18 protein-coding genes are annotated in these 18,851 nt (G+C 33.7%); all 18 read left to right on the top strand.

Going from position 1 to position 18,851, the window contains the following annotated elements:
* Positions 1–14: 14 nt before the first annotated feature.
* The 18 genes from PBV87_RS21420 (at position 15) to PBV87_RS21335 (ending at position 18,848) form a co-directional block, all read left to right on the top strand.
* Positions 15–788 carry a hypothetical protein gene (locus tag PBV87_RS21420; RefSeq protein WP_271013690.1) on the top strand — a complete coding sequence of 258 codons (774 nt, stop codon included), beginning with the start codon at positions 15–17 and terminating at the stop codon, positions 786–788.
* An 18-nt stretch (positions 789–806) separates the two neighbouring features.
* Positions 807–1,214 (top strand): hypothetical protein, encoded by a 408-nt coding sequence (locus PBV87_RS21415; protein ID WP_271013689.1) that lies wholly within the window; start codon positions 807–809, stop codon positions 1,212–1,214.
* 247 nt (positions 1,215–1,461) lie between these two features.
* Positions 1,462–3,372 (top strand): hypothetical protein, encoded by a 1,911-nt coding sequence (locus PBV87_RS21410; RefSeq protein WP_271013688.1) that lies wholly within the window; start codon positions 1,462–1,464, stop codon positions 3,370–3,372.
* A gap of 3 nt (positions 3,373–3,375) precedes the next feature.
* Positions 3,376–4,227, top strand: coding sequence for a hypothetical protein (locus tag PBV87_RS21405; RefSeq protein WP_271013687.1), 852 nt, complete (start codon positions 3,376–3,378; stop codon positions 4,225–4,227).
* Positions 4,217–4,975, top strand: coding sequence for a hypothetical protein (locus PBV87_RS21400; RefSeq protein WP_271013686.1), 759 nt, complete (start codon positions 4,217–4,219; stop codon positions 4,973–4,975). Before PBV87_RS21405 ends, PBV87_RS21400 begins: the two co-directional genes overlap by 11 nt.
* A 264-nt stretch (positions 4,976–5,239) precedes the next feature.
* Positions 5,240–6,079, top strand: a complete 840-nt coding sequence (locus PBV87_RS21395; RefSeq protein WP_271013685.1) for a hypothetical protein — start codon at positions 5,240–5,242, stop codon at positions 6,077–6,079.
* Between the two features lie 12 nt (positions 6,080–6,091).
* Positions 6,092–7,675: a caspase family protein gene (locus PBV87_RS21390; RefSeq protein ID WP_271013684.1), complete on the top strand. Its 1,584-nt coding sequence runs from the start codon at positions 6,092–6,094 to the stop codon at positions 7,673–7,675.
* A 265-nt stretch (positions 7,676–7,940) separates the two neighbouring features.
* Positions 7,941–8,309 carry a hypothetical protein gene (locus PBV87_RS21385; RefSeq protein WP_271013683.1) on the top strand — a complete coding sequence of 123 codons (369 nt, stop codon included), beginning with the start codon at positions 7,941–7,943 and terminating at the stop codon, positions 8,307–8,309.
* Positions 8,299–8,640 (top strand): hypothetical protein, encoded by a 342-nt coding sequence (locus tag PBV87_RS21380; protein WP_271013682.1) that lies wholly within the window; start codon positions 8,299–8,301, stop codon positions 8,638–8,640. The genes PBV87_RS21385 and PBV87_RS21380 overlap by 11 nt, the downstream gene beginning before the upstream one ends.
* Positions 8,641–8,650: 10 nt before the next feature.
* On the top strand, positions 8,651–9,091 hold the full coding sequence (locus PBV87_RS21375; protein ID WP_271013681.1) for a type III secretion system chaperone family protein: 441 nt from the start codon (positions 8,651–8,653) through the stop codon (positions 9,089–9,091).
* A complete protein-coding gene (locus PBV87_RS21370) occupies positions 9,084–9,497 on the top strand; it encodes a hypothetical protein (RefSeq protein WP_271013680.1) in 414 nt (137 codons plus the stop codon). Before PBV87_RS21375 ends, PBV87_RS21370 begins: the two co-directional genes overlap by 8 nt.
* 474 nt (positions 9,498–9,971) lie before the next feature.
* Positions 9,972–12,227 (top strand): DEAD/DEAH box helicase family protein, encoded by a 2,256-nt coding sequence (locus PBV87_RS21365; RefSeq protein ID WP_271013679.1) that lies wholly within the window; start codon positions 9,972–9,974, stop codon positions 12,225–12,227.
* A gap of 76 nt (positions 12,228–12,303) precedes the next feature.
* The gene (locus PBV87_RS21360) at positions 12,304–12,897 is read left to right on the top strand and encodes a class I SAM-dependent methyltransferase (protein WP_271013678.1); all 594 of its coding nucleotides are present in this window, start codon (positions 12,304–12,306) and stop codon (positions 12,895–12,897) included.
* Positions 12,898–13,063: 166 nt separating this feature from the next.
* Positions 13,064–13,726 (top strand): YfgM family protein, encoded by a 663-nt coding sequence (locus PBV87_RS21355; RefSeq protein WP_271013677.1) that lies wholly within the window; start codon positions 13,064–13,066, stop codon positions 13,724–13,726.
* A gap of 883 nt (positions 13,727–14,609) precedes the next feature.
* Complete coding sequence (locus PBV87_RS21350) at positions 14,610–15,236, top strand: bifunctional 4-hydroxy-2-oxoglutarate aldolase/2-dehydro-3-deoxy-phosphogluconate aldolase (RefSeq protein ID WP_271013676.1); 627 nt, start codon at positions 14,610–14,612, stop codon at positions 15,234–15,236.
* Between the two features lie 67 nt (positions 15,237–15,303).
* Positions 15,304–16,326 (top strand): sugar kinase, encoded by a 1,023-nt coding sequence (locus PBV87_RS21345; protein WP_271013675.1) that lies wholly within the window; start codon positions 15,304–15,306, stop codon positions 16,324–16,326.
* 188 nt (positions 16,327–16,514) lie between these two features.
* Positions 16,515–17,855, top strand: a complete 1,341-nt coding sequence (locus tag PBV87_RS21340; protein ID WP_271013674.1) for an ABC transporter substrate-binding protein — start codon at positions 16,515–16,517, stop codon at positions 17,853–17,855.
* 87 nt (positions 17,856–17,942) lie between these two features.
* A complete protein-coding gene (locus PBV87_RS21335; protein WP_053985661.1) occupies positions 17,943–18,848 on the top strand; it encodes a carbohydrate ABC transporter permease in 906 nt (301 codons plus the stop codon).
* Positions 18,849–18,851: the final 3 nt, after the last annotated feature.

The raw sequence follows: 18,851 nt of genomic DNA, 5'->3' as shown, positions 1-18,851 counted from the left end.
TAGGGAAAGACATAATGGAAAAATTAATTAAAGCGGTTATTGATAATCAAAATAAGATTCCTTATATTAACTTAAATGGATTGAATGCTTATAAAGGATGGACAGCGGATTTTCATATATCAGTTTGTGGGAAAGAAAGTATTAGATTAAATTTGGAAGAAGAAGAGGATCTATTCTTACTTTTTGTTTTAGCATCTGCATGGTCAAAAACAGGGCCTTGGGAAAATGCTGCATATTTTACTGTATATCTTAAAGCTAGCAATAAAGATAAGGTAGAGTTATGGCTAGATGAAGCATTTGTAGAAGAAGAGAAACAAAAGAGAAAAAAGGCTGCAAGTGAAATTATTAGCCAATGTACCGGTGTTATACCGAGGAAAAAAATTAGTTTTAGACAAGACTACTATACAAGTATGGTGGTATTAGCAAAAGAGTGGGAGCATATTAAAGCACAGCTTTATCAAGCAGAGAAAAATAAGGAATATGATACTTTTATACAATATATAAGTAGTGTTTCAGGATTAGGAGCAGGACAGAATAAAATGCGTATAAAGATACCACTAATTTTGAGAGAATTAAGGTGTCAAAATGTATTTCAGCATATTCCAGGTAAATATTGTTGTGTGCCTGATGAACGTGTAAAGGTAACATGCAAAGAGCTAGGGATTTACTTACCAACAATTAACTCTATAAAAAGTATATTAAGAGCTTCAGAAATTATCTATGATCATTTTGGAGATTTATATGATATACCATTGTTTGCTTATGAGGATTTAAAAGAAAATATTTAAAATTTATGTGAGGGGAATATGGAAGTTACCAAAATATTAAAAGAAAAACTTATGATACAAGAAGGAAAAGCACAAATAAAAATGTTGAAGAAAAATAAACGCTTTAATATACAATTAGTAGAGGAGGGGATACTAGTAGATAACTTAAGAAATTACCCCTTATTAGAGTGGAAAGTTTTTGAAAAGGCTATAGAATTATTAAAAGATAATAATGGTTGCGTGCAAAAAGGAAATGCAATGGGATATAAATTAGGAGATGGAATGTTGTCTGTTGATTCCTTAGAAGGATACATTGCAAAAGAGGTCTATGGAAAGAGCATAGGAGATTCAGTTTTTAGAAGAGTTTCACCTATTGTAAATATATTGGTATGGGCAGAAGTATGCGAGAATGGTAAAGGTGTGTTAAAACTAAAGAAAAATGGATAAAGAAAAGACAGCGCGTTGTGAAGCTGTCTTTTCTTTATGATTTCCATTCGTGTAGAAAAATGTCTGTTTATGCTTAAATTATAAAATCTATATATATAATATGATACACTAATCTAGATAACATAATATATGGTAAATACTAAATTATATATTATGGAGAGCCCGTTAAAAATATATTCCCTCATATTCACATATAGATAGGGATAAAGATTATATATTATATATTAGAAATAAAAAGGAGTAGATTATGAATAATTATTGGAAATTTTCTTCTATCCCTTGTATAGAAGAATCATCCTTTAACAAAGTCCTAGAGAGATTTTACAATTTTGGTATATCAGGGCTTGTTAGAGAAAATATACAAAATTCCTTAGATGGTAAATTGCCGGGAGATACTAGACCAGTTTTAGTTACTATTAAAACTGGAACAATCAATAAGCAGGATGTACCAGGCTTAGAGGAAATCAAAGAGCGCATTTTATGTCTTGAAGGTCGTAATGGTTATACGAAAGAAACCATTGCACATATGCGAAGTAAGATGAATGATGAGCCCATTCATTACATATCATTTGAGGATTCTCATACTAAAGGACTTAGAGGGGCGTTGAATGGACAAAGTGATTCATCAGAAGATACTTGGAGTATCTATGCCTATAACAAAGGGGTACATACGATAGAAGCAGATGAAAATCTGGAGAAATCTAGAGGGGGATCTCATGGTATTGGGAAAATTGCTTCTAATGCAGCCTCTGAATTATATATGATGTACTTTGCCAACTGTGATGCAGAGGGCAATCAGCATTTAGGTGGGACCGTTCAGCTAATCGAACATAAATATAAGGAGCATTTTTATCGTTCAACAGGATACTTTACTGATGCGAGACAAGTGGGCGCACAGACGTCCAAATTCTATCCTTTTGAAAACAATTTCCATGAAGTCTTTAGAAAAGATACAAGAGGGTTAAAAATTATTATTCCATTTTTAAGAGAACAATTTAATGACGATAAAGAAATTTTAAAAAGTGTATGTGATAGCTTTTTTATTGCGATTTTGCAAAGTAAGTTGGAAGTTATTTTAAATGATGAAGTTCTAAATAGTAAGACTATCAAAAACTACATCACTCATGAAGATTATTATGAACAAACATTAGATAAAAATATAGCCAACTTTACACCCCTTTATTTTAAAACTTATTTTAATCAAGAACCTATACCTGTAACGATTTCAGATGTCCGAGAAGAATATAACTTTAAATTATATTTTACATATGATGAAACCATTCCAAAGGGACGTATGGCCATTATCCGTACAATAGGTATGAAGATAGAGGACAAAAAAATTACAGGAAACGTCAATAAACCATTCAATGCCATTTTGATCCCAAACTCTATTAAAGAAGATGCTTTCTTAAAGTCTTTAGAGAATGAATCACATACAGAGCTCTCATGGGAACATATCAAAGACCAGAAGCTGCAAAGAAACGCCAAAAGATTTATTAATAATATGTCTAAGGCGATTGCAAAAGTCATTGAAGAAGCAATTAAAAAGAATAATCCAACGGACGGTGTGATGAATACTTCCGATATTTTGTATGTGGTTGAAAATCAGTTTAAACAAGACCTTGCCGAAATAACAGCAACTGTTAAGCTGAATCAAGGAAATAAAGATAAAACCGTTGTAAAAGTTACAACAGATATTCCTAGAAAACCTAAATCACCTCATGATCCAGATGCTAAGCCAACATCTAGACCAAATGGAGGCTTGAAGAAGGTAAGAAAACCTAAAACAGAAGATACTTATGAAGACGAAAGAGAAAAAATTAAATTTAATGCTCATCCAGATATTGTAGAACGTGCTATTTTAGGAGATAAAGAAGTGGTACGTTTTGACTTCTCAGGTAGTGAAGAAGTGGGAAAAGCAAAAGTATGTGATATTGCATTAGCGGTTGTAGACGGTATGGGGACAGAGTATGCCAATGAGTTTAATATGGATAGAAGCTATAGCGGGGGATTAGACCTTACAACAGGAAAGGCATTGAAGATAGAAGATAATGTCATAAAAGATATTGTAATTAAAAAGGGTATTGCACAGATTAAGTTAGAGCTCACACCACAGTATAACAAAGCTCTAAAATTTGTGTACTATGTGGAGGTGTAGAAGATGATTTATAAAAAAGATGCCAACTTCCCTTATCCATTACTGACCAATACATCAAGCAGTTATCAAGGATGTAACTTTGTTTTAGATGTTAGCCTTGAAGAAAATAGTGAAAACTATCGTTTTGAGATTAATTATGAGATGGATTCAAAGTTTATCCTAGAATTATTGCAATCGAAGCATGCACAGCTTGTTTTAGTTATTCAGTCTAAAGACAATAAGTTCTTTAATTTAAAATTAGGTGAACGCTACATAGAGATATCTAAGTCACGTATTTCTTTAAGTAAACGTACGAATATTCAACTTCTGATTCAAGCTAAAGAAGAAATTAGCTTTGTAAAAAATGAAGATTTAAGCCCATTTTATGATGCACTCAAAGATGAGATTGTTGTACCAAAACATTCAATTCTAGGTTTTTCTAACTGTGTGATTTTTGAAGGCAGTAACAATAAACCACTTGAACTCTTTGAAAAGAGAGTAAATCCTAATATTAAATCAGATATTAAGATTGAGTTAGGAAGTGAGACCATAGTGATTCAATACAAAAAAGAAGAACTTCAATTCAGTGATTTTCCAATGAGTAATACCCTTAATAATCATTACATCTATATGGGACTTCAAAAAGCACTTTATCGTTTTATTGTTACTCATAGTGAAGATGGAGAGTCCGTAGATCTTGAGCAACTAGATCATCCAGAGGATGGGTTGGACTTTAAACTTTATACCCTGATGAAAAAGAAAATGGTGCAAGAATTAAATGTGGAAAATATGGATGAAGTCATTTGCTTAATTTCAGATAAAATTTTGGATAAACATGCAAATGCAATAAAGGGGCTGTATCAAAATGAAAATTAGATTATTAGATAAAAGTTGTATAGGAAGTGAGACATTTTATCAAGACTTCTTAAATGACCAAATCAAAGATAAAGAAGAATACTTTACAGATGAATATGTGTATATCGACCAGGCACCTGCATTTCCTATCTATCTCAATATAAGTAATGAGGCAGAGAGAAATAGGCGATTCCAAGAAGCCTTTGAAACAATTTCTAAATATTACTTAGAAACAGATAGAGATGTACATATGAATGGTGTGTTCTGGTATACACTTTTTTGTACAGAGCATAGAGCATATATATTAGATCAGTACCCTAGTGTAACAGAAAGTATTAAAGAGTTTAAGAACATTGTACTTAAGAAGTTCGATTGGGAGAGTTATGTGTATAAATGTGTGTTAGGTGCACAGTATGTCAATGATTATGTACAAGATATTGAAGTGAGAAGAAAGTACTATAGACTTATTGCTGAGAACTTAGATTTGTATAATTACATCATTAAGTATGAAATTTTTAGAAATGATCGTTTCTTGCTAAATGTATTAGATATTATCAATGATCATGAAGGACTTTCAAAAATTCTAAAGGCAAAGATCAAAGATAGACCAGATTTAGGCAAAGATGAACGCTATGGCAGAAGAGTTGTTTTTGAGTTTAATAAAAGTTATCCGATTGTCATGTCACCTATGATGGAAAAAGAAGAGCTGGAGAAGTTGTTCTTTGAGTATTTGGGGTATTATTATGATGTAAGTGAGATTGGAAGTTAAAAGAAGTAATTGAAGTGTAGAAGAAAATATAAATGACGTACGGTTTCCTAAACCGTGCGTCGTAGGTTCAAATTCTATCAGGTACAATTACATGACACTCGTAAGTTATTGACTATCAATGTCTTGCGAGTTTTTGTTTGTTATAAGAAAATAATGAGCATTTTTAAGTAATGCTAGGTAATTGCTATTAACCGTCGTCGCTACGACGTCGCGAGGTCGACGTGAACGTCGGTCTAACAAATTAAGATGAAGGAGATGGGATTAATGGTTTTAGGAGAACGTGAATACAAGTTGATATTATTAGATACAAATGCAATACGAGAAATAATAACAAATACTAAATTGTCTGGGAAAGGTTTTTTTGAAAAATTCTTTTGTAATCAAGGAAACTATGCACCTTGTTTTTTTATCTACAATGTAATAGAACTTATGCCTTATGCCGATATTTTTGAAAAGTTTATTGAGTTCTTTAGTACAGTTCCATGTCTTATGTTTTTTCCTATAAAGATAGTCATTCACCAAGAGTACCAGCAATATTGTTTAGGAAAGAAATTAACGATTGATAATCAAATAGCACATGCATTTACACCTATAGTTGATGATGAACGCTATAATTGTAAGACATTTTTCAGTGGAATGAAAGAAGACGTAGGATTGGTTAAGAGCATTCAATTTGATGTTAAGCAATTGGCTGAGGTAGCAAAAGAATGGGAAAAACAGCGTAATCATACAGAGAAGTTATTAAAGAAGATGGGCATGTCACCTACAATTGTTGATGAGAAATTTTATTTAGGGCAAGAATATGAAACTATCATTAAGGATATGCATAATTGGGAAATAAAAATAGGAAATCAAAAAATCGATATAAAGGAGCTGCCTACATTAAGGATAATGGAATATGCTCAATTTAATCGTGTTTATCTTACTAAGAAGAAAATAACCCCCAATGATGTGATGGATATAAGGATAGGCGGCATTATACCTTATATGGATGCAGTTATCACAGAGAATTTTCAAGCAAATATTTATAAAAAGGCAAAGAAATATATACCACAGATGAAACAGTTAGAAATTTATACGTTAAAAGATATTCGTTTGGAATAGGGAGGGAAAGTAATGGCAATAAAGGCACTATTAGTGGCGGTTTCGGAATATAAAGTGACAGGATGTAGTGATTTACCACTGTGTAAAAATGATTTATATGCTATGCAAAATGCTTTAATTAAGGGACTTAAGGTAAAGCTCAATGATATATATTTATGTGGAGATAGAGGAAATGTCAATAAAGTAGATTTTTTAGCTGGAATAAATAAGATTATAGAGAATAGTACGGAAGAAGATACAGTAATTTTCTATTTTTCAGGTCATGGAGGAGAAAATATATTAGCTCTAACAGATGTATTAATTGAATTACAAGAAGTTATCAATTTAATAGAGAATGTTAAGGCAAAAAATAAGGTTATTTTATTAGATTGTTGCCATGCGGGTGGATTTGAAATTACTAATACTCAAGTAGGTATTATAGATAGTATAGAGAAGTTTCTTGGTGTGGGGTGTGCAGTGTTAGCATCATGTGGAGCAGAAGAGGTATCGGGATTTAATACTGAACGTAGATTGAGTTTATATACCAGTTTTTTATGCGATGCATTAACTAATAAGATGTTGATTAGGGAAGGACGGAAGACATTAGAAGCAATTGTAGAAGCGGTATGTCAATATGCAAATGCATGGAATCGTAGAGGGAAAGGGAATATTCAAAGACCTATATTTAGGTCAAATGTAGGAGGGACTATATTTTTTGATGTTGAACACTATAAGCCATATCAAGTAGCACAAGTTTATGAGGAAACGGATAAATATATTATATATGAAGTAGAGCCAGTTCACCATGGACAAGCTAAAAGATTAGCAGTTAAAGTGATTTTAAGATATCAGAGTTCACTAGAACAAGTTGCAGAAATTGCAGATGAAATCCAATGTAAGATATTGTATTATGAAGTACATCAGAATCAGCGAGCAGAAGCATATCATAGGGGAAAACCAGCTAATATAGTGTGGTGTTATTTTGGATATGACGAAGATGATATGGTAAACAGTAATTTTATTTGTCATACTACATGGGTAGATGATTCGCAAGATAAGTTACACTGGTATAGGCAGAGAAAACATAGCTGCTTTATAAATGAGGTTTATATAAGCGAACATGAGTCATACGAGTTAATTAAGTCAATGAAAACAGAAAAGATGACCAAAGATGAGTTAATTAGGGTAACGAAAAAATATACTGATGAGATGATAAGATTAGGTGAGCAGTGTATTTGTATATATAGAGAGTATGTTAATGGCACTATGTCAGAAGAAGAATTAATACGACAAATAGGGTTATTTAACAAGCAGATATCACGTTTGTATTTTAAGCAAGGTGAGTTACCAATCCCACCTAATGAGTTAAATGAATGGGCACAAGCACATGTAAATATAGCGGGAACTATTCACGACCTTACGTTGTTTTATAATAAGAATAATTTAGATAAGTGGACGAGTCAAAATCGTAGTTGGTTAATGACTAATACAATAAAGCGTTATCAAGATGATTTAAAAAGGTTAGCGGAACTGGAAAAAAGAATAGCAAGGGAAAGTAAACTTTCCCTAGGGGGTTTGTCCTCTCAAGGCGATAGGCATAGCCTTGAGCCTTGCTAAAAGTGGCACAGCAACGACTAGGTCATGCACTTATCTCGACGACGATGGACATTTACTCACATGTCACAGAGAAGGTTGAAAAAGAAGCAGCAGACAAATTAGATAAAGGTATTTTTTGAAGCTCTTGATATAGGTATCGGTGATGCTTATATTAGGAGTTTTTTCAATTAAACAATAAATATTGTAAAAATTTGTTTTGTATAATAATATATAAGTAGAAATAATATTTGTACTACCATATATATAGGGAGGGGGAATAGGGGAGATGCCTAGTTATGGAAGTATAAATAATATGGTTAGTGATGGAGAGAAACATAAATCAAACGCTAAATATTATTTAGACTTATATAATAAAGAAATGAAGTTAGTCGAAGAAAGTGATGCAAAGGCAATTGAAGAAACTTATAAAATACATGAAAAATACTGGGATGATTTAGGTAGAGTTTTAGAAGAAAAGGATGCTGCTGAAGAAACCAAAGAATGTTATTATGACATTTATAAAAAATATAAAGAGAAGAATCTACAAATAAGAGATGTGAAAGCATTTGTTGTTATACATAAAGATTATGGAAGGTACATAAAGTATAATATGGGGTTCTTGGATAGATTAAATTTATTTGTGAATGGGGCGTGAGTTAATGATAAATTTAGAGGTTATCTACAAAATCAATCCATTAATATTCACTAAAGAAGTAAACAAAATCCAAAATTTACTTGGATGTAAGAAATCAAGAATAAGGATGTTTAATTATCTATTAAAAAGTAAGGAAGAAGAATGGTGGATTGATATTAAACTTAATAGTATTACAATCTTAATATTGAAAGATGATATGAGTACTAAAAGTAGAATCGAAGAAATGATGGAAGTATATCTAAATACAAAATCAATAGGAGTTGCGTATAATAAAGATGCAGAAAAATATATTAATATTTTGAAAAAGAATGAAAAACTAGTCATTATATAGGGAGAGAAAAATGGATTTTAATAAAGATACAGTAGATAAATTTTTAAAAGAACTTGGGATATATTATGAGAAAGATGTAGATGAAAAAGAAAATGCATTATTATATTATATGAAATTCAAATCGGAAGATACCAATATATATTATAACTTGATGCTAATAAATAACTTAGAAAAAGAAAGTTTGATTTTCTATGTACCTGAGATATTAAGAATGCCAGAAGGTAAAGAAGATGATGTTTTAAGGGCACTTAATATCTTAAATTCAAGCATGCTATATGGAAACTATTTTTATAGAGAAGATACTGAGTACATATCATATAGGAATGGACATTCGTTAGAGGGAAGAGAAGAAGGTATAGTAATAGAACAATTTGAAGATTATCTTGGAATGTTAGATTATGCAGTAGATAGAATAGTAGAAGTTATTGGTATGATAAATGACAATGAATAAACTGAAGTATTTTCAATTAGTGACAATAGGACTAGCTATAGTAGCTACTTATTACAGATGGAAGCAAGAAGATTCACAAGTATTAATGACTTTTATAACTGTAATAAGTATAATAATAACACTAATAAACATCATATTTTTAATTAGTCATAAGCTAGAAGAGAAAGAAAAAAAATTCAAATGGAATGAAGATATTGTTAAAAGATATAATATGGGGATGCTTTGTGTGTCGCCTTTTATTATAGCAGGAATATTAATATACTATTGTGAAAATGCTAGTTCTTATTGGAATGATATAGCTACCATATGGAGTTTAGCAGTGGCTATATCAGCTGATATCATTACAGATATTATTTTAGCTATCATTTATAAGCCTAAAAATCCACATAAAGTAAGAATAGATTAAAGGTTTAATGTAATGAATATAGTTTCAGATAGTTTCAATTAGCTTCTACGACTACGACGTCATTTTGTCGTCAAAACTTAAAAACAAGACAATCTATTTAAAAGTATAAAGGCTATATCCATTGATAATCAAAGGGTATAGCCTTTGTTAAATGAACGATACATGACAATTCAGCAGGTTTCCTAAACCGTGCGTCGTAGGTACTTTTCTATTAGGTATACTAAAAGTGTTATTTTATTAAACAAGACAAGCTAATGAAGGCTTGTCTTGTTGTATTTTTAAAAGAATACTAATAAAGTCAAAAGTTTAGAATAGTAATGAAATATTATATAGTAATGTTACATCAATGAGAAGGGATGAACAATAAAGAGCATACAGTATCTATATTTAAGTATTGTAGCTTTTAAATTAATAATTAACTCAAGGTCTCTCCTATGTTACACTATCACTATACATAAATTTAGGGGTGAAGCTATGAACTCAAATAAAGCAACCAAGGTAAACAGCAAAGCAGAAGAGCTCTTCATTCAACTTTTCTGTGAGGCTTTTGGACCGGATAAGGCAGGCAACTTATACGTACAATATCCTTTTGTAGATATTTACGGTAAAAATAGATTTATTGATTTTGCACTAGAAAATCATGAAATGAAAGTGGCTATTGAAATAGATGGGGAAACCTATCATAATCCTAAAAAGGTTTCTGATACCAAGTATTATGATGATCTATTGAAACAAAATAGTCTGGTGTATGACGGGTGGCATGTGTATAGATGGGCCTATAATCAGTTAGCGAAGCAACCAGAGAAGGTGAAAGATGAGTTAGTTACCTTTCTTGGGGAAACGCCTTTTTTAAAGGAGATAGATTTCTTTTTGCCTAAGCAACAGGGAAGGACTTTTGAGCTTAGAGAGTATCAGCAAGAGGCTATTGATAACTTATTTACCATTCGTGAAAGTGGTGATTCTATTGCACTTTTATACCATGCAACAGGTGTAGGTAAGACAGTTACAGCAGCGTCAGATGCGAAAGTGGTAAATGGGAGAACGTTATTCTTAGTACATAATCTTAAATTAGCAGATCAAGCAGAGAAGACTTTTGCACAGATATGGCCAGACGTTACAAGAGGTTACTATACAGGCGTAGAGAAAAACTTAGAGGCAAAGGTTATTTTTGCTACAGTGCAAAGTGTTTCTAATAACTTATTAAGCTTTGAACCCAAAGATTTTGATTATATTATAGTAGATGAGTGTCATCATGCAGCTGCAAAAACCTATCAACAGATTTTTAGCTATTTTGAGCCAAAGTTTATTTTAGGTTTAACAGCCACACCAGAACGTGCTGATGGAGAGGATATACTACAACTCTTCCAAAATGTAGCGCATAAGATGGATTTAAAAACAGCAGTAGAAAGAGAAATTTTAGCGCCTATTCGTTGTATTCGTGTCAAAACAGATATCGATTTAACAGAAGTGCGTATCAATGGAATCAAATATAATACTCAAGATTTAGAGAGTAAGCTCTTTATACCTGAGAGAAATCAACTTATAGTAGATACATATTTGAAATATGCAAAAGGTAAGAAAACAGTTATATTCTGTGCAAGTGTGAATCATGCAGAGGAAATAGCTCATTTGTTACAACGACAAGGTGTACATGCAGCAACGGTTTCAAGTAGGGAGAATGTTGCCACAAGGGAGAAAATCCTTAAAGCTTATGATGAAGGGGATACTCACGTTCTCTGTGCTTGTGACTTATTGAATGAAGGATGGGATAGTCCATGTACAGAGATTCTCTTTATGGCAAGGCCAACTATGTCTAAAGTGATTTATATGCAACAATTAGGACGTGGTACAAGAAAATATGAAGGTAAAGAATCTTTACTTGTTTTTGACTTTGTGGATAATGCCAATATGTTTAATATGCCTTATTCTTTACATCGTCTATTAGATATTGGACAATATAAACCTAATGAATATGTCCTTGCACCTTCCCATCTAAAAAAGTTAGATGAAGATATGCTAAGAAGGGGAGAAAGACCTGATGCTTACCTAGACGTCCCAATTGATGTGGATGATTATGAAGTGATTGATTTATTCAATTGGCAAAATGAAGTGAAGGAAATGAAGTCTCAATTAGAATTTGTACGTATGGTAGATGTACAAACAGAAACTATAGACCGTTATGTGAGAGAAGGTAAGATTGTACCAGATTTAGAAGTGCCAATAGGAGATACGCGTACATTTAATTATTATAAAGAAGATACGATTAAAGGGTATGCTAAGACTTATAATTGGGATCTTATTACCTCAGCTAATATTGTAGAGAAGTTTATGGGATTCATTGAGAAAATGGATATGTCCTATTCCTACAAGCCTGTCCTCATCAAAGCTATATTAGAATATGCAGATGAGAGGGGAAGGGCAGATATAGATGAGGTAGTGAGCTATTTCATAGAATTTTATGAGAGTAGGAAGTTAGTTGGACTAGTAGCAGAAAAAGCTAATAGCCTTTATCAAAAAGGTGACTATTCTTCAAAAGATGTAGAGAAAAATATTTTATCTAACCCCTTTAAACGTTTTGCAGATATGCGATTCTTGCAACGCAATAAAGCTATTAATCTAATAGAATTTAATCCTGTTATTTTTAAAAAGTTAACGAGTAAAGATAAAGAAAGAATACTTGCAATTTGTGATGAGAAATTAATGAACTACTACACAAGGTTAGAAAATTAAAGCGTTAGATAGGTAGAAAGTAAAGCCTTCTAAAAAAACTAAACAAGATCTTATATAGATAAGAAAGGAGATAAATATGAGTGAAACATTAAACTATTACAATACCAATGCCAAAGACTTCATCGCAGGGACACTTAACGTAGATATGTCAGAACTACGCAACAAGTTCCTAAGTTATTTGCCACAAGCAGCTCACATCCTAGATGCAGGCTGTGGCTCTGGGCGTGATAGCCTTGCCTTCAAGGACGCAGGATACAGGGTAACTGCTATCGATGGTTCAGAAGCCATGTGTAACCAAACAGCAGCGCTTATAGGCCAACCTGTTCGCCAGATGATTTTTCAAGAAATAGAAGATGTGGGTCTTTATGATGGCATATGGGCTTGTGCCACATTACTTCATGTACCCGAAGAAGATATGGTGGATGTCTTTAGATGTTTATCTAGAGCCTTAAAGAATGAAGGCATTTTGTATGCTTCTTTTAAATATGGTGACTTTGAAGGGGAACGCAATGGGCGTTACTTTAGTGACTATACAGAAGAGCGTTTTGCCAAGTTATTAGCTCATTTTCCAGAATTAGTGCTAGTAGAACAAGGGATCACTGTAGATAAACGTCCTGACCGTGAGGAAAAGTGGCTAAATGTCATAGTGCGCAAAACCTTTAGCAAGTAGGATATTAAAATACTTGAAATAGTTTTATTATAATAAATAGAAGAAGTCACTTTAAAAATAGCCTTTTCCTCACTGCGTATTGCAAAATAAGTTTATAAATGAATTATTATTTAAATATAATCTATGGTACAATAGGTCATAACTTATACAGTAAGGAGTGAAAGTGATGAAAAGGATCATGAAAATAGTAGGCATAGGATTTGTGTTGGGAATACTTATGCTGATTATACAAAAGACTCTTTCCATTCCAGATGATATCTTTCTAAAGAGGTATTCTATAGTGGGGATTTTTGTTATATTAGGGGCAGTACTATTTAATTTACTTTATAATATTTCGTATAACAAAAAGCTTCAAAAAGCAATAGAACTTTTAAAAGAGGGGAAACCTACAGCGTATATTGAGCAGATGAATAAAATAAAGGAAAAAGCAAAAGGAAAGACCCTTAGAAGTGTACTTGATATTAATCTTAGTGCAGGATACTACGACCTAAAGGAATATGACAAGGCAATAGCATTACTTGAACCTTTAGCTGAAGTGAAATTGAGAGATGAAATACGAATTGTATGGTTGCTTAATCTATGCCTAAGCTACTTCTATGTACAACAAAATGATAAAGCAATGGCACTATATGTACAAAGCAAAAATACATGTGAGAAGTTTAAGCGTATGGGGAAATATACAGAAAATATAATGCTGTTGGAGATATTCGTTGCATTAGAAAAGAATGAAGTTGCCCTTGCGAGTGAACTTGTTGAAAGGTTAGAAAAACAAGTGACAGATGAGAGTATAAAAGAAGAGCTGCTAGAGATAAGGCGGAAGATCCAATAACAAGGCTGTAGAGACAAAAATGTTTCTACAGCCTTGTTATTTTTTGAAAATATAAGTTGAACATTAAAACTTTTGAATAGTTTTATTAGAATAAACACAATAAGCCACCCTAAGAACAGTCTTTTCCTCCCTGTGCATTGCACAAAGACTGAGCTTAAGGTGGCTTATTGTTTTGTGGCAAAGATTATAACGTGTAAGTGACTTCCTAGAGTGGTCCTTTGGGTAGGTTCTAAGTAAAGCTAGCATTAGCGAAGTCCTCTTGGATTTACCAGGCTACAGCGAACTGCGTTGGTGTGCCTGCAGTGAAAGGGATCCCCAATTGGATGTATCATGCCAGGTGTCCAAGGCCAGCTGTCTGTACGCTGGATTTACCTCATACGTTCTTAAGAGCTAGTGTAACCTAGTAGTTGAACAAAGGATTTGAAAGGCGGAAGCCACTATTTAGTTATAAAGATTGACCAGCATTCTGGGGTTGCCACCACCGACAGAGCTGGGATTCTAAGAGGAGGTATACCATTAAGTCTAGGGAGGAGGGGAACTTAAGTTACTTGCTCATCTTAGAGAGGTATCTTAGATTCAAGGAGCCTAGGACTTGTCCCATGGGATACCGTATAAGGCAATTTGTTTTGCCTTATATATATACATACACCGCAGAAGGTTAAAATTCGTCGCATTTTTCATAAAAAAATAAAAAAGATTGTATATAGGTCAGATAAGATAGCATGACCTTAATAAGACACTTCAAGAAAAACCATATTTTATAGAATATACGCCAAGAAATAGAAAAAAATGCATGCTAGACTAAGAATATAAAGAACCCTAATTTATTTTATAGTGTTGATAAATACATATGGAAAGTAGGAAATGTGTGATGGATTTGATGATGAAGAAATTAGAAAATATAGGGATTATACCTGTAGTCGTTATACATGATGAAAAGGATGCAATGCCATTGGCAAAGGCGCTTTGTGATGGAGGACTATTGGCAGTAGAAGTGACTTTTAGAACGGATGCCGCAGAAGGAACCATTCGTAAGATGAGTGAGGCGTACAAAGAATTATTAGTGGGTGCAGGTACCGTACTCACAACAGAGCAAGTAGACCGTGCAGTGGATGTGGGGGCGAAGTTTATTGTAAGCCCTGGCTTAAACCCTAAGGTGGTGCGCTACTGTCAAGAAAAGGGGATCCCTGTTATACCAGGTGTTGTCACTCCAAGTGAAATTGAGCAAGCACTAGAACTAGGGCTTGAAGTGGTTAAATTTTTCCCTGCGGAGCCTTCAGGTGGGCTACCAATGATCCAGGCAATGGGTGCTGCGTATACGAAGCTTAAATTTATGCCAACAGGTGGGATCAATCTGCAAAATGTAGAGGCATATTTGAAATCGGACAAAATCTTAGCGTGTGGTGGAAGCTGGATGGTGAAGGAGCAAGACATCTGCGATGGGAACTTTGAAGACATTACCAAGAAGTGTAAAGCAGTCAGTGCACTTGTGCAAAGTGTTAGAGCATAGATTATTTTAGTGAGTGAATGCTCTCGATTATATCAATCATATTAAGCATATGCAGGGGGAAGTAACAATGGAAAAACCATTTGATTTATTAGCGTTAGGAGAAATCTTATTAAGATTATCACCACCAGGAGAAGAAAGACTTGTACGCGGCAATCTATTAGAAAAACAAATAGGTGGTGCAGAGTTAAACGTAGCATCAGGTGTTTCACTTTTAGGCTTAGAAACAGGGATGCTCTCCAAAATCCCAGAGACAAGTATTGGATTATTTGCACAAAATAGTCTCCGCTTTTGTGGAGTGAGTGATGCCTACTTAGCCTATGACAAGAGTGAAGAGGCAAGACTTGGTATTTATTATTATGAAAAAGGTGCTTATCCTAGAAAACCAGGGGTTGTCTACGATAGAAAGCATACTTCTATGACTAGAGTGGAATGTAGCGATTTTGATCCAGCAATTTATAAAAGTACAAAATGCTTCCACACATCAGGGATTACTCTGGCACTAGGCGAAGCAAGTAGGAATACAACAATTGAACTTATCAAGCGCTTTAAAGCACAAGGTGCTCTTATTTCTTTTGATGTAAACTTTAGAGGCAACTTATGGACAGGTGAAGAAGCAAAAAAATGCATTGAACAAATCTTACCTTATGTAGATATTTTCTTTTGTTCTGAGGATACGGCTAGACTTACCTTTGGCAAGGAAGGTGATGTGAGAGCAATGATGAAGAGCTTTGCTAAGGATTATCCAATTTCTGTTATGGCATCGACTAAGCGCGTGGTACATAGTCCTAAAAAGCACAGTTTCTCTTCAGTAATCTATGATGCTAAAGCAGATGTTTATTATGAGGAGGAAGGCTATCACAATATTGAAGTTATTGATCGTATTGGTAGTGGAGATGCATATGTTGCAGGAGCATTATATGGTCTATTATCTGAAAATGGCAATTGCCAAAAAGCTTTAAAATATGGAAATGCCTATAGTGCAGTCAAAAATACCATCCCAGGAGATATGCCTTCTCTTAATTTAGAGGAAATTGAAGATATTATTAAAGATCATGAAAATACAGGTTACCATAGTGAAATGAAACGATAAATCGCACCTTTTTCGTAAAAAAGTAATACTTCATAAAAAAAGTATTACTTTTTTTATATGAGTATAAAAAAGTAATAGATTCCATAAAAAAAGTTTATTTTTTATAAGTACAAAATAACGTACAATAAAAACACAAACAAGTTTAGTAAATTTAAAAAATTATGGAACAAAGAGAAGGGGCGGATAATATGAAATTAAGAAAGTTTACAGTGTTATCACTTGCTGCAACAATGGCCATGGGGATGTTTACAGGATGTGCGAGCACACAAACAGCCCAAACAGGCAATGTGGAAACTGCTAATCAAACACAAACAGCAGATAAGAAGGAAGAACCAAAAGCACAAGAAAATGTAACCCTTAAAGTCTCTACATGGGACTTAGCAGCCAACCCAGGGATTACAAGCTCAGTTAAAGCTTTTGAAGAACAAAATCCAAATATTAAGGTAGAAATTATTGATATTGCAAGTGCAGACTATACACAAAAATTAAGTGTTATGTTAAATGGTGGCAGTGAACTGGATGCTTTCTGGATTAAAGATGCCGACACAACAAAGAGCTTATTTGACAAAGGGCAAATAGCAGATCTTAAAGCTTACATCGAAAAGGATAGTATCGATTTAGAGGCTTACAACGGACTTGCCAATAACTTTACTATGCCAAGTGGTGAAATTGTAGGTTTACCAGCACGTACAGATTATTATGTTCTTTATTATAACAAAGATATCTTTGATGCAGCGGGTGTTAGCTACCCTTCAAATGATATGACTTGGGAAGAATTTGAAGAAACAGCTAAGAAGATTACAACAGGAGAAGGTGCCGATAAGAAATATGGTGCACTCATTCATACATGGCAAGCATGTGTTGCAAACTGGGGCGTACAAGATGGCAAACATACGATTATGGATACAGATTATACCTTCTTAAAACCTTACTATGAAATGGTTTTACGTATGCAAAATGATGACAAAACCATTATGGATTATGCTACTTTAAAAACAGGTAATATCCATTACTCTAGTCCATTCTTAACAGGTAATGTAGGGATGATGCCTATGGGTTCATGGTTTATGACAACGATTATTAGTAAAATTCAAGCTGGAGAAAGCAGTGTAAACTGGGGCGTAGCCACATTACCACACGCCAATGACGTAGAAGCAGGCTATACAGTAGGTTCAGCAACACCACTTGTTATGAATGCTGCAACCGATAAGCAAGATGCAACATGGGAATTCATTAAATTTATGACTGGTGAAGAATGTACCAAACTTTATGCTGAAGCAGGTGCAATCCCAGGACGTTCAAATCAAGAAGCTTTACAAGCCATTGCAAACTTAGAAGGAATGCCAGAGGGTGTATTAGAAGCACTTGCAGTGAAAAATATTAGTTTTGATAGACCAATGGCTGATAAAGTTGCAGAAGTCAATGGCATGATGGGTGAAGAGCATTCTATGATTATGCTTGGAGAAGCAAGTGTAGATGAAGGGCTTGCCACAATGGCAGAACGTTCTAAAGAAATTCAAGGGAAATAACCAATAAGACAGTCAGGCAGGCTTAGGAGAATGAAAGGCTTAAAAATCTAAGCCTGCCTTTAATTTTAGATAAAAGGAGGCTATCTGATGCAAACATCACGTCATAAAAAGCAGATGAAAATGAATACACGTAATACCCTTGTTGGCATGTCCTTCATCTTACCGAACTTTTTAGGATTTTTATGTTTTATATTAATTCCAGTTATTTTTTCGTTTATTTTAAGTTTTGCTGAGTGGGATGGTTTTAATGCAATCAAGTTTGCTGGTCTAAGTAATTTTGTAGCGATTTTCAAAAATCGAGTTTTCCTTCCAGCTTTACAACATACTATTGTTTATACTGTCTTTACTGTGTTCTTTAGTATGGTAACAGCTTTAGGTTTAGCACTTTTATTAAATAGAAAAATAAAAGGAATTAATTTTTTTAGAAGTGCCGTATTCTTTCCTTATGTCGCATCCATCGTAGCAGTAGGGGCTGTATGGAATGCTATGTTTATGAAAGATTCAGGGCCTGTTAATGCCTTCTTACAATTTGTAGGGGTTGCTAATCCACCTGGATGGTTCGCTTCTGTAGAATGGGCTATGGTTGGGGTTATTATTGTAAGTGTGTGGAAGAACATGGGCTACTTTATGATTATTTATTTAGCAGCCTTACAAGATGTACCATCTTCTTTATATGAAGCAGCGCAAATTGATGGGGCTAACAAATGGCAACAGTTTTGGCGTATAACCTTCCCAATGCTTACACCTTCACATTTCTTTGTATTTATGATGTTAACCATCAACAGTTTTAAAGTATTTGATTTGATCTTTGTCTTAACAGACGGAGGACCAGGGATTGCAACGAAGATGCTTGCAAACTTTATTTATGATCAGTCCTTTGTATCTTGGAACTACGGAACAGCCAGTGCGGCTTCAATGGTTTTATTCTTAATAGTAGGAACCATTACGATTATACAATTCCGTTTTGAGAAAAAATTTAATGACTTTATGTAGGAG

It is taken from the genome of Holtiella tumoricola, from assembly GCF_027857615.1.
GTDB classification, from domain to species: Bacteria; Bacillota; Clostridia; order Lachnospirales; family Cellulosilyticaceae; genus Holtiella; species Holtiella tumoricola.
Note: the sequence above shows the minus strand (reverse complement) of the source record. Positions and strands in the feature narration are given on the sequence as shown.

Excerpts from the sequence above, each read along its gene's own strand:
- PBV87_RS21420 (WP_271013690.1), top strand. The coding sequence starts at position 15 with ATGGAAAAATTAATTAAAGCGGTTATTGATAATCAAAATAAGATTCCT.
- PBV87_RS21415 (WP_271013689.1), top strand. The coding sequence starts at position 807 with ATGGAAGTTACCAAAATATTAAAAGAAAAACTTATGATACAAGAAGGA.
- PBV87_RS21410 (WP_271013688.1), top strand. The coding sequence starts at position 1,462 with ATGAATAATTATTGGAAATTTTCTTCTATCCCTTGTATAGAAGAATCA.
- PBV87_RS21405 (WP_271013687.1), top strand. The coding sequence starts at position 3,376 with ATGATTTATAAAAAAGATGCCAACTTCCCTTATCCATTACTGACCAAT.
- PBV87_RS21400 (WP_271013686.1), top strand. The coding sequence starts at position 4,217 with ATGAAAATTAGATTATTAGATAAAAGTTGTATAGGAAGTGAGACATTT.
- PBV87_RS21395 (WP_271013685.1), top strand. The coding sequence starts at position 5,240 with ATGGTTTTAGGAGAACGTGAATACAAGTTGATATTATTAGATACAAAT.
- PBV87_RS21390 (WP_271013684.1), top strand. The coding sequence starts at position 6,092 with ATGGCAATAAAGGCACTATTAGTGGCGGTTTCGGAATATAAAGTGACA.
- PBV87_RS21385 (WP_271013683.1), top strand. The coding sequence starts at position 7,941 with ATGCCTAGTTATGGAAGTATAAATAATATGGTTAGTGATGGAGAGAAA.
- PBV87_RS21380 (WP_271013682.1), top strand. The coding sequence starts at position 8,299 with ATGGGGCGTGAGTTAATGATAAATTTAGAGGTTATCTACAAAATCAAT.
- PBV87_RS21375 (WP_271013681.1), top strand. The coding sequence starts at position 8,651 with ATGGATTTTAATAAAGATACAGTAGATAAATTTTTAAAAGAACTTGGG.
- PBV87_RS21370 (WP_271013680.1), top strand. The coding sequence starts at position 9,084 with ATGAATAAACTGAAGTATTTTCAATTAGTGACAATAGGACTAGCTATA.
- PBV87_RS21365 (WP_271013679.1), top strand. The coding sequence starts at position 9,972 with ATGAACTCAAATAAAGCAACCAAGGTAAACAGCAAAGCAGAAGAGCTC.
- PBV87_RS21360 (WP_271013678.1), top strand. The coding sequence starts at position 12,304 with ATGAGTGAAACATTAAACTATTACAATACCAATGCCAAAGACTTCATC.
- PBV87_RS21355 (WP_271013677.1), top strand. The coding sequence starts at position 13,064 with ATGAAAAGGATCATGAAAATAGTAGGCATAGGATTTGTGTTGGGAATA.
- PBV87_RS21350 (WP_271013676.1), top strand. The coding sequence starts at position 14,610 with ATGAAGAAATTAGAAAATATAGGGATTATACCTGTAGTCGTTATACAT.
- PBV87_RS21345 (WP_271013675.1), top strand. The coding sequence starts at position 15,304 with ATGGAAAAACCATTTGATTTATTAGCGTTAGGAGAAATCTTATTAAGA.
- PBV87_RS21340 (WP_271013674.1), top strand. The coding sequence starts at position 16,515 with ATGAAATTAAGAAAGTTTACAGTGTTATCACTTGCTGCAACAATGGCC.
- PBV87_RS21335 (WP_053985661.1), top strand. The coding sequence starts at position 17,943 with ATGCAAACATCACGTCATAAAAAGCAGATGAAAATGAATACACGTAAT.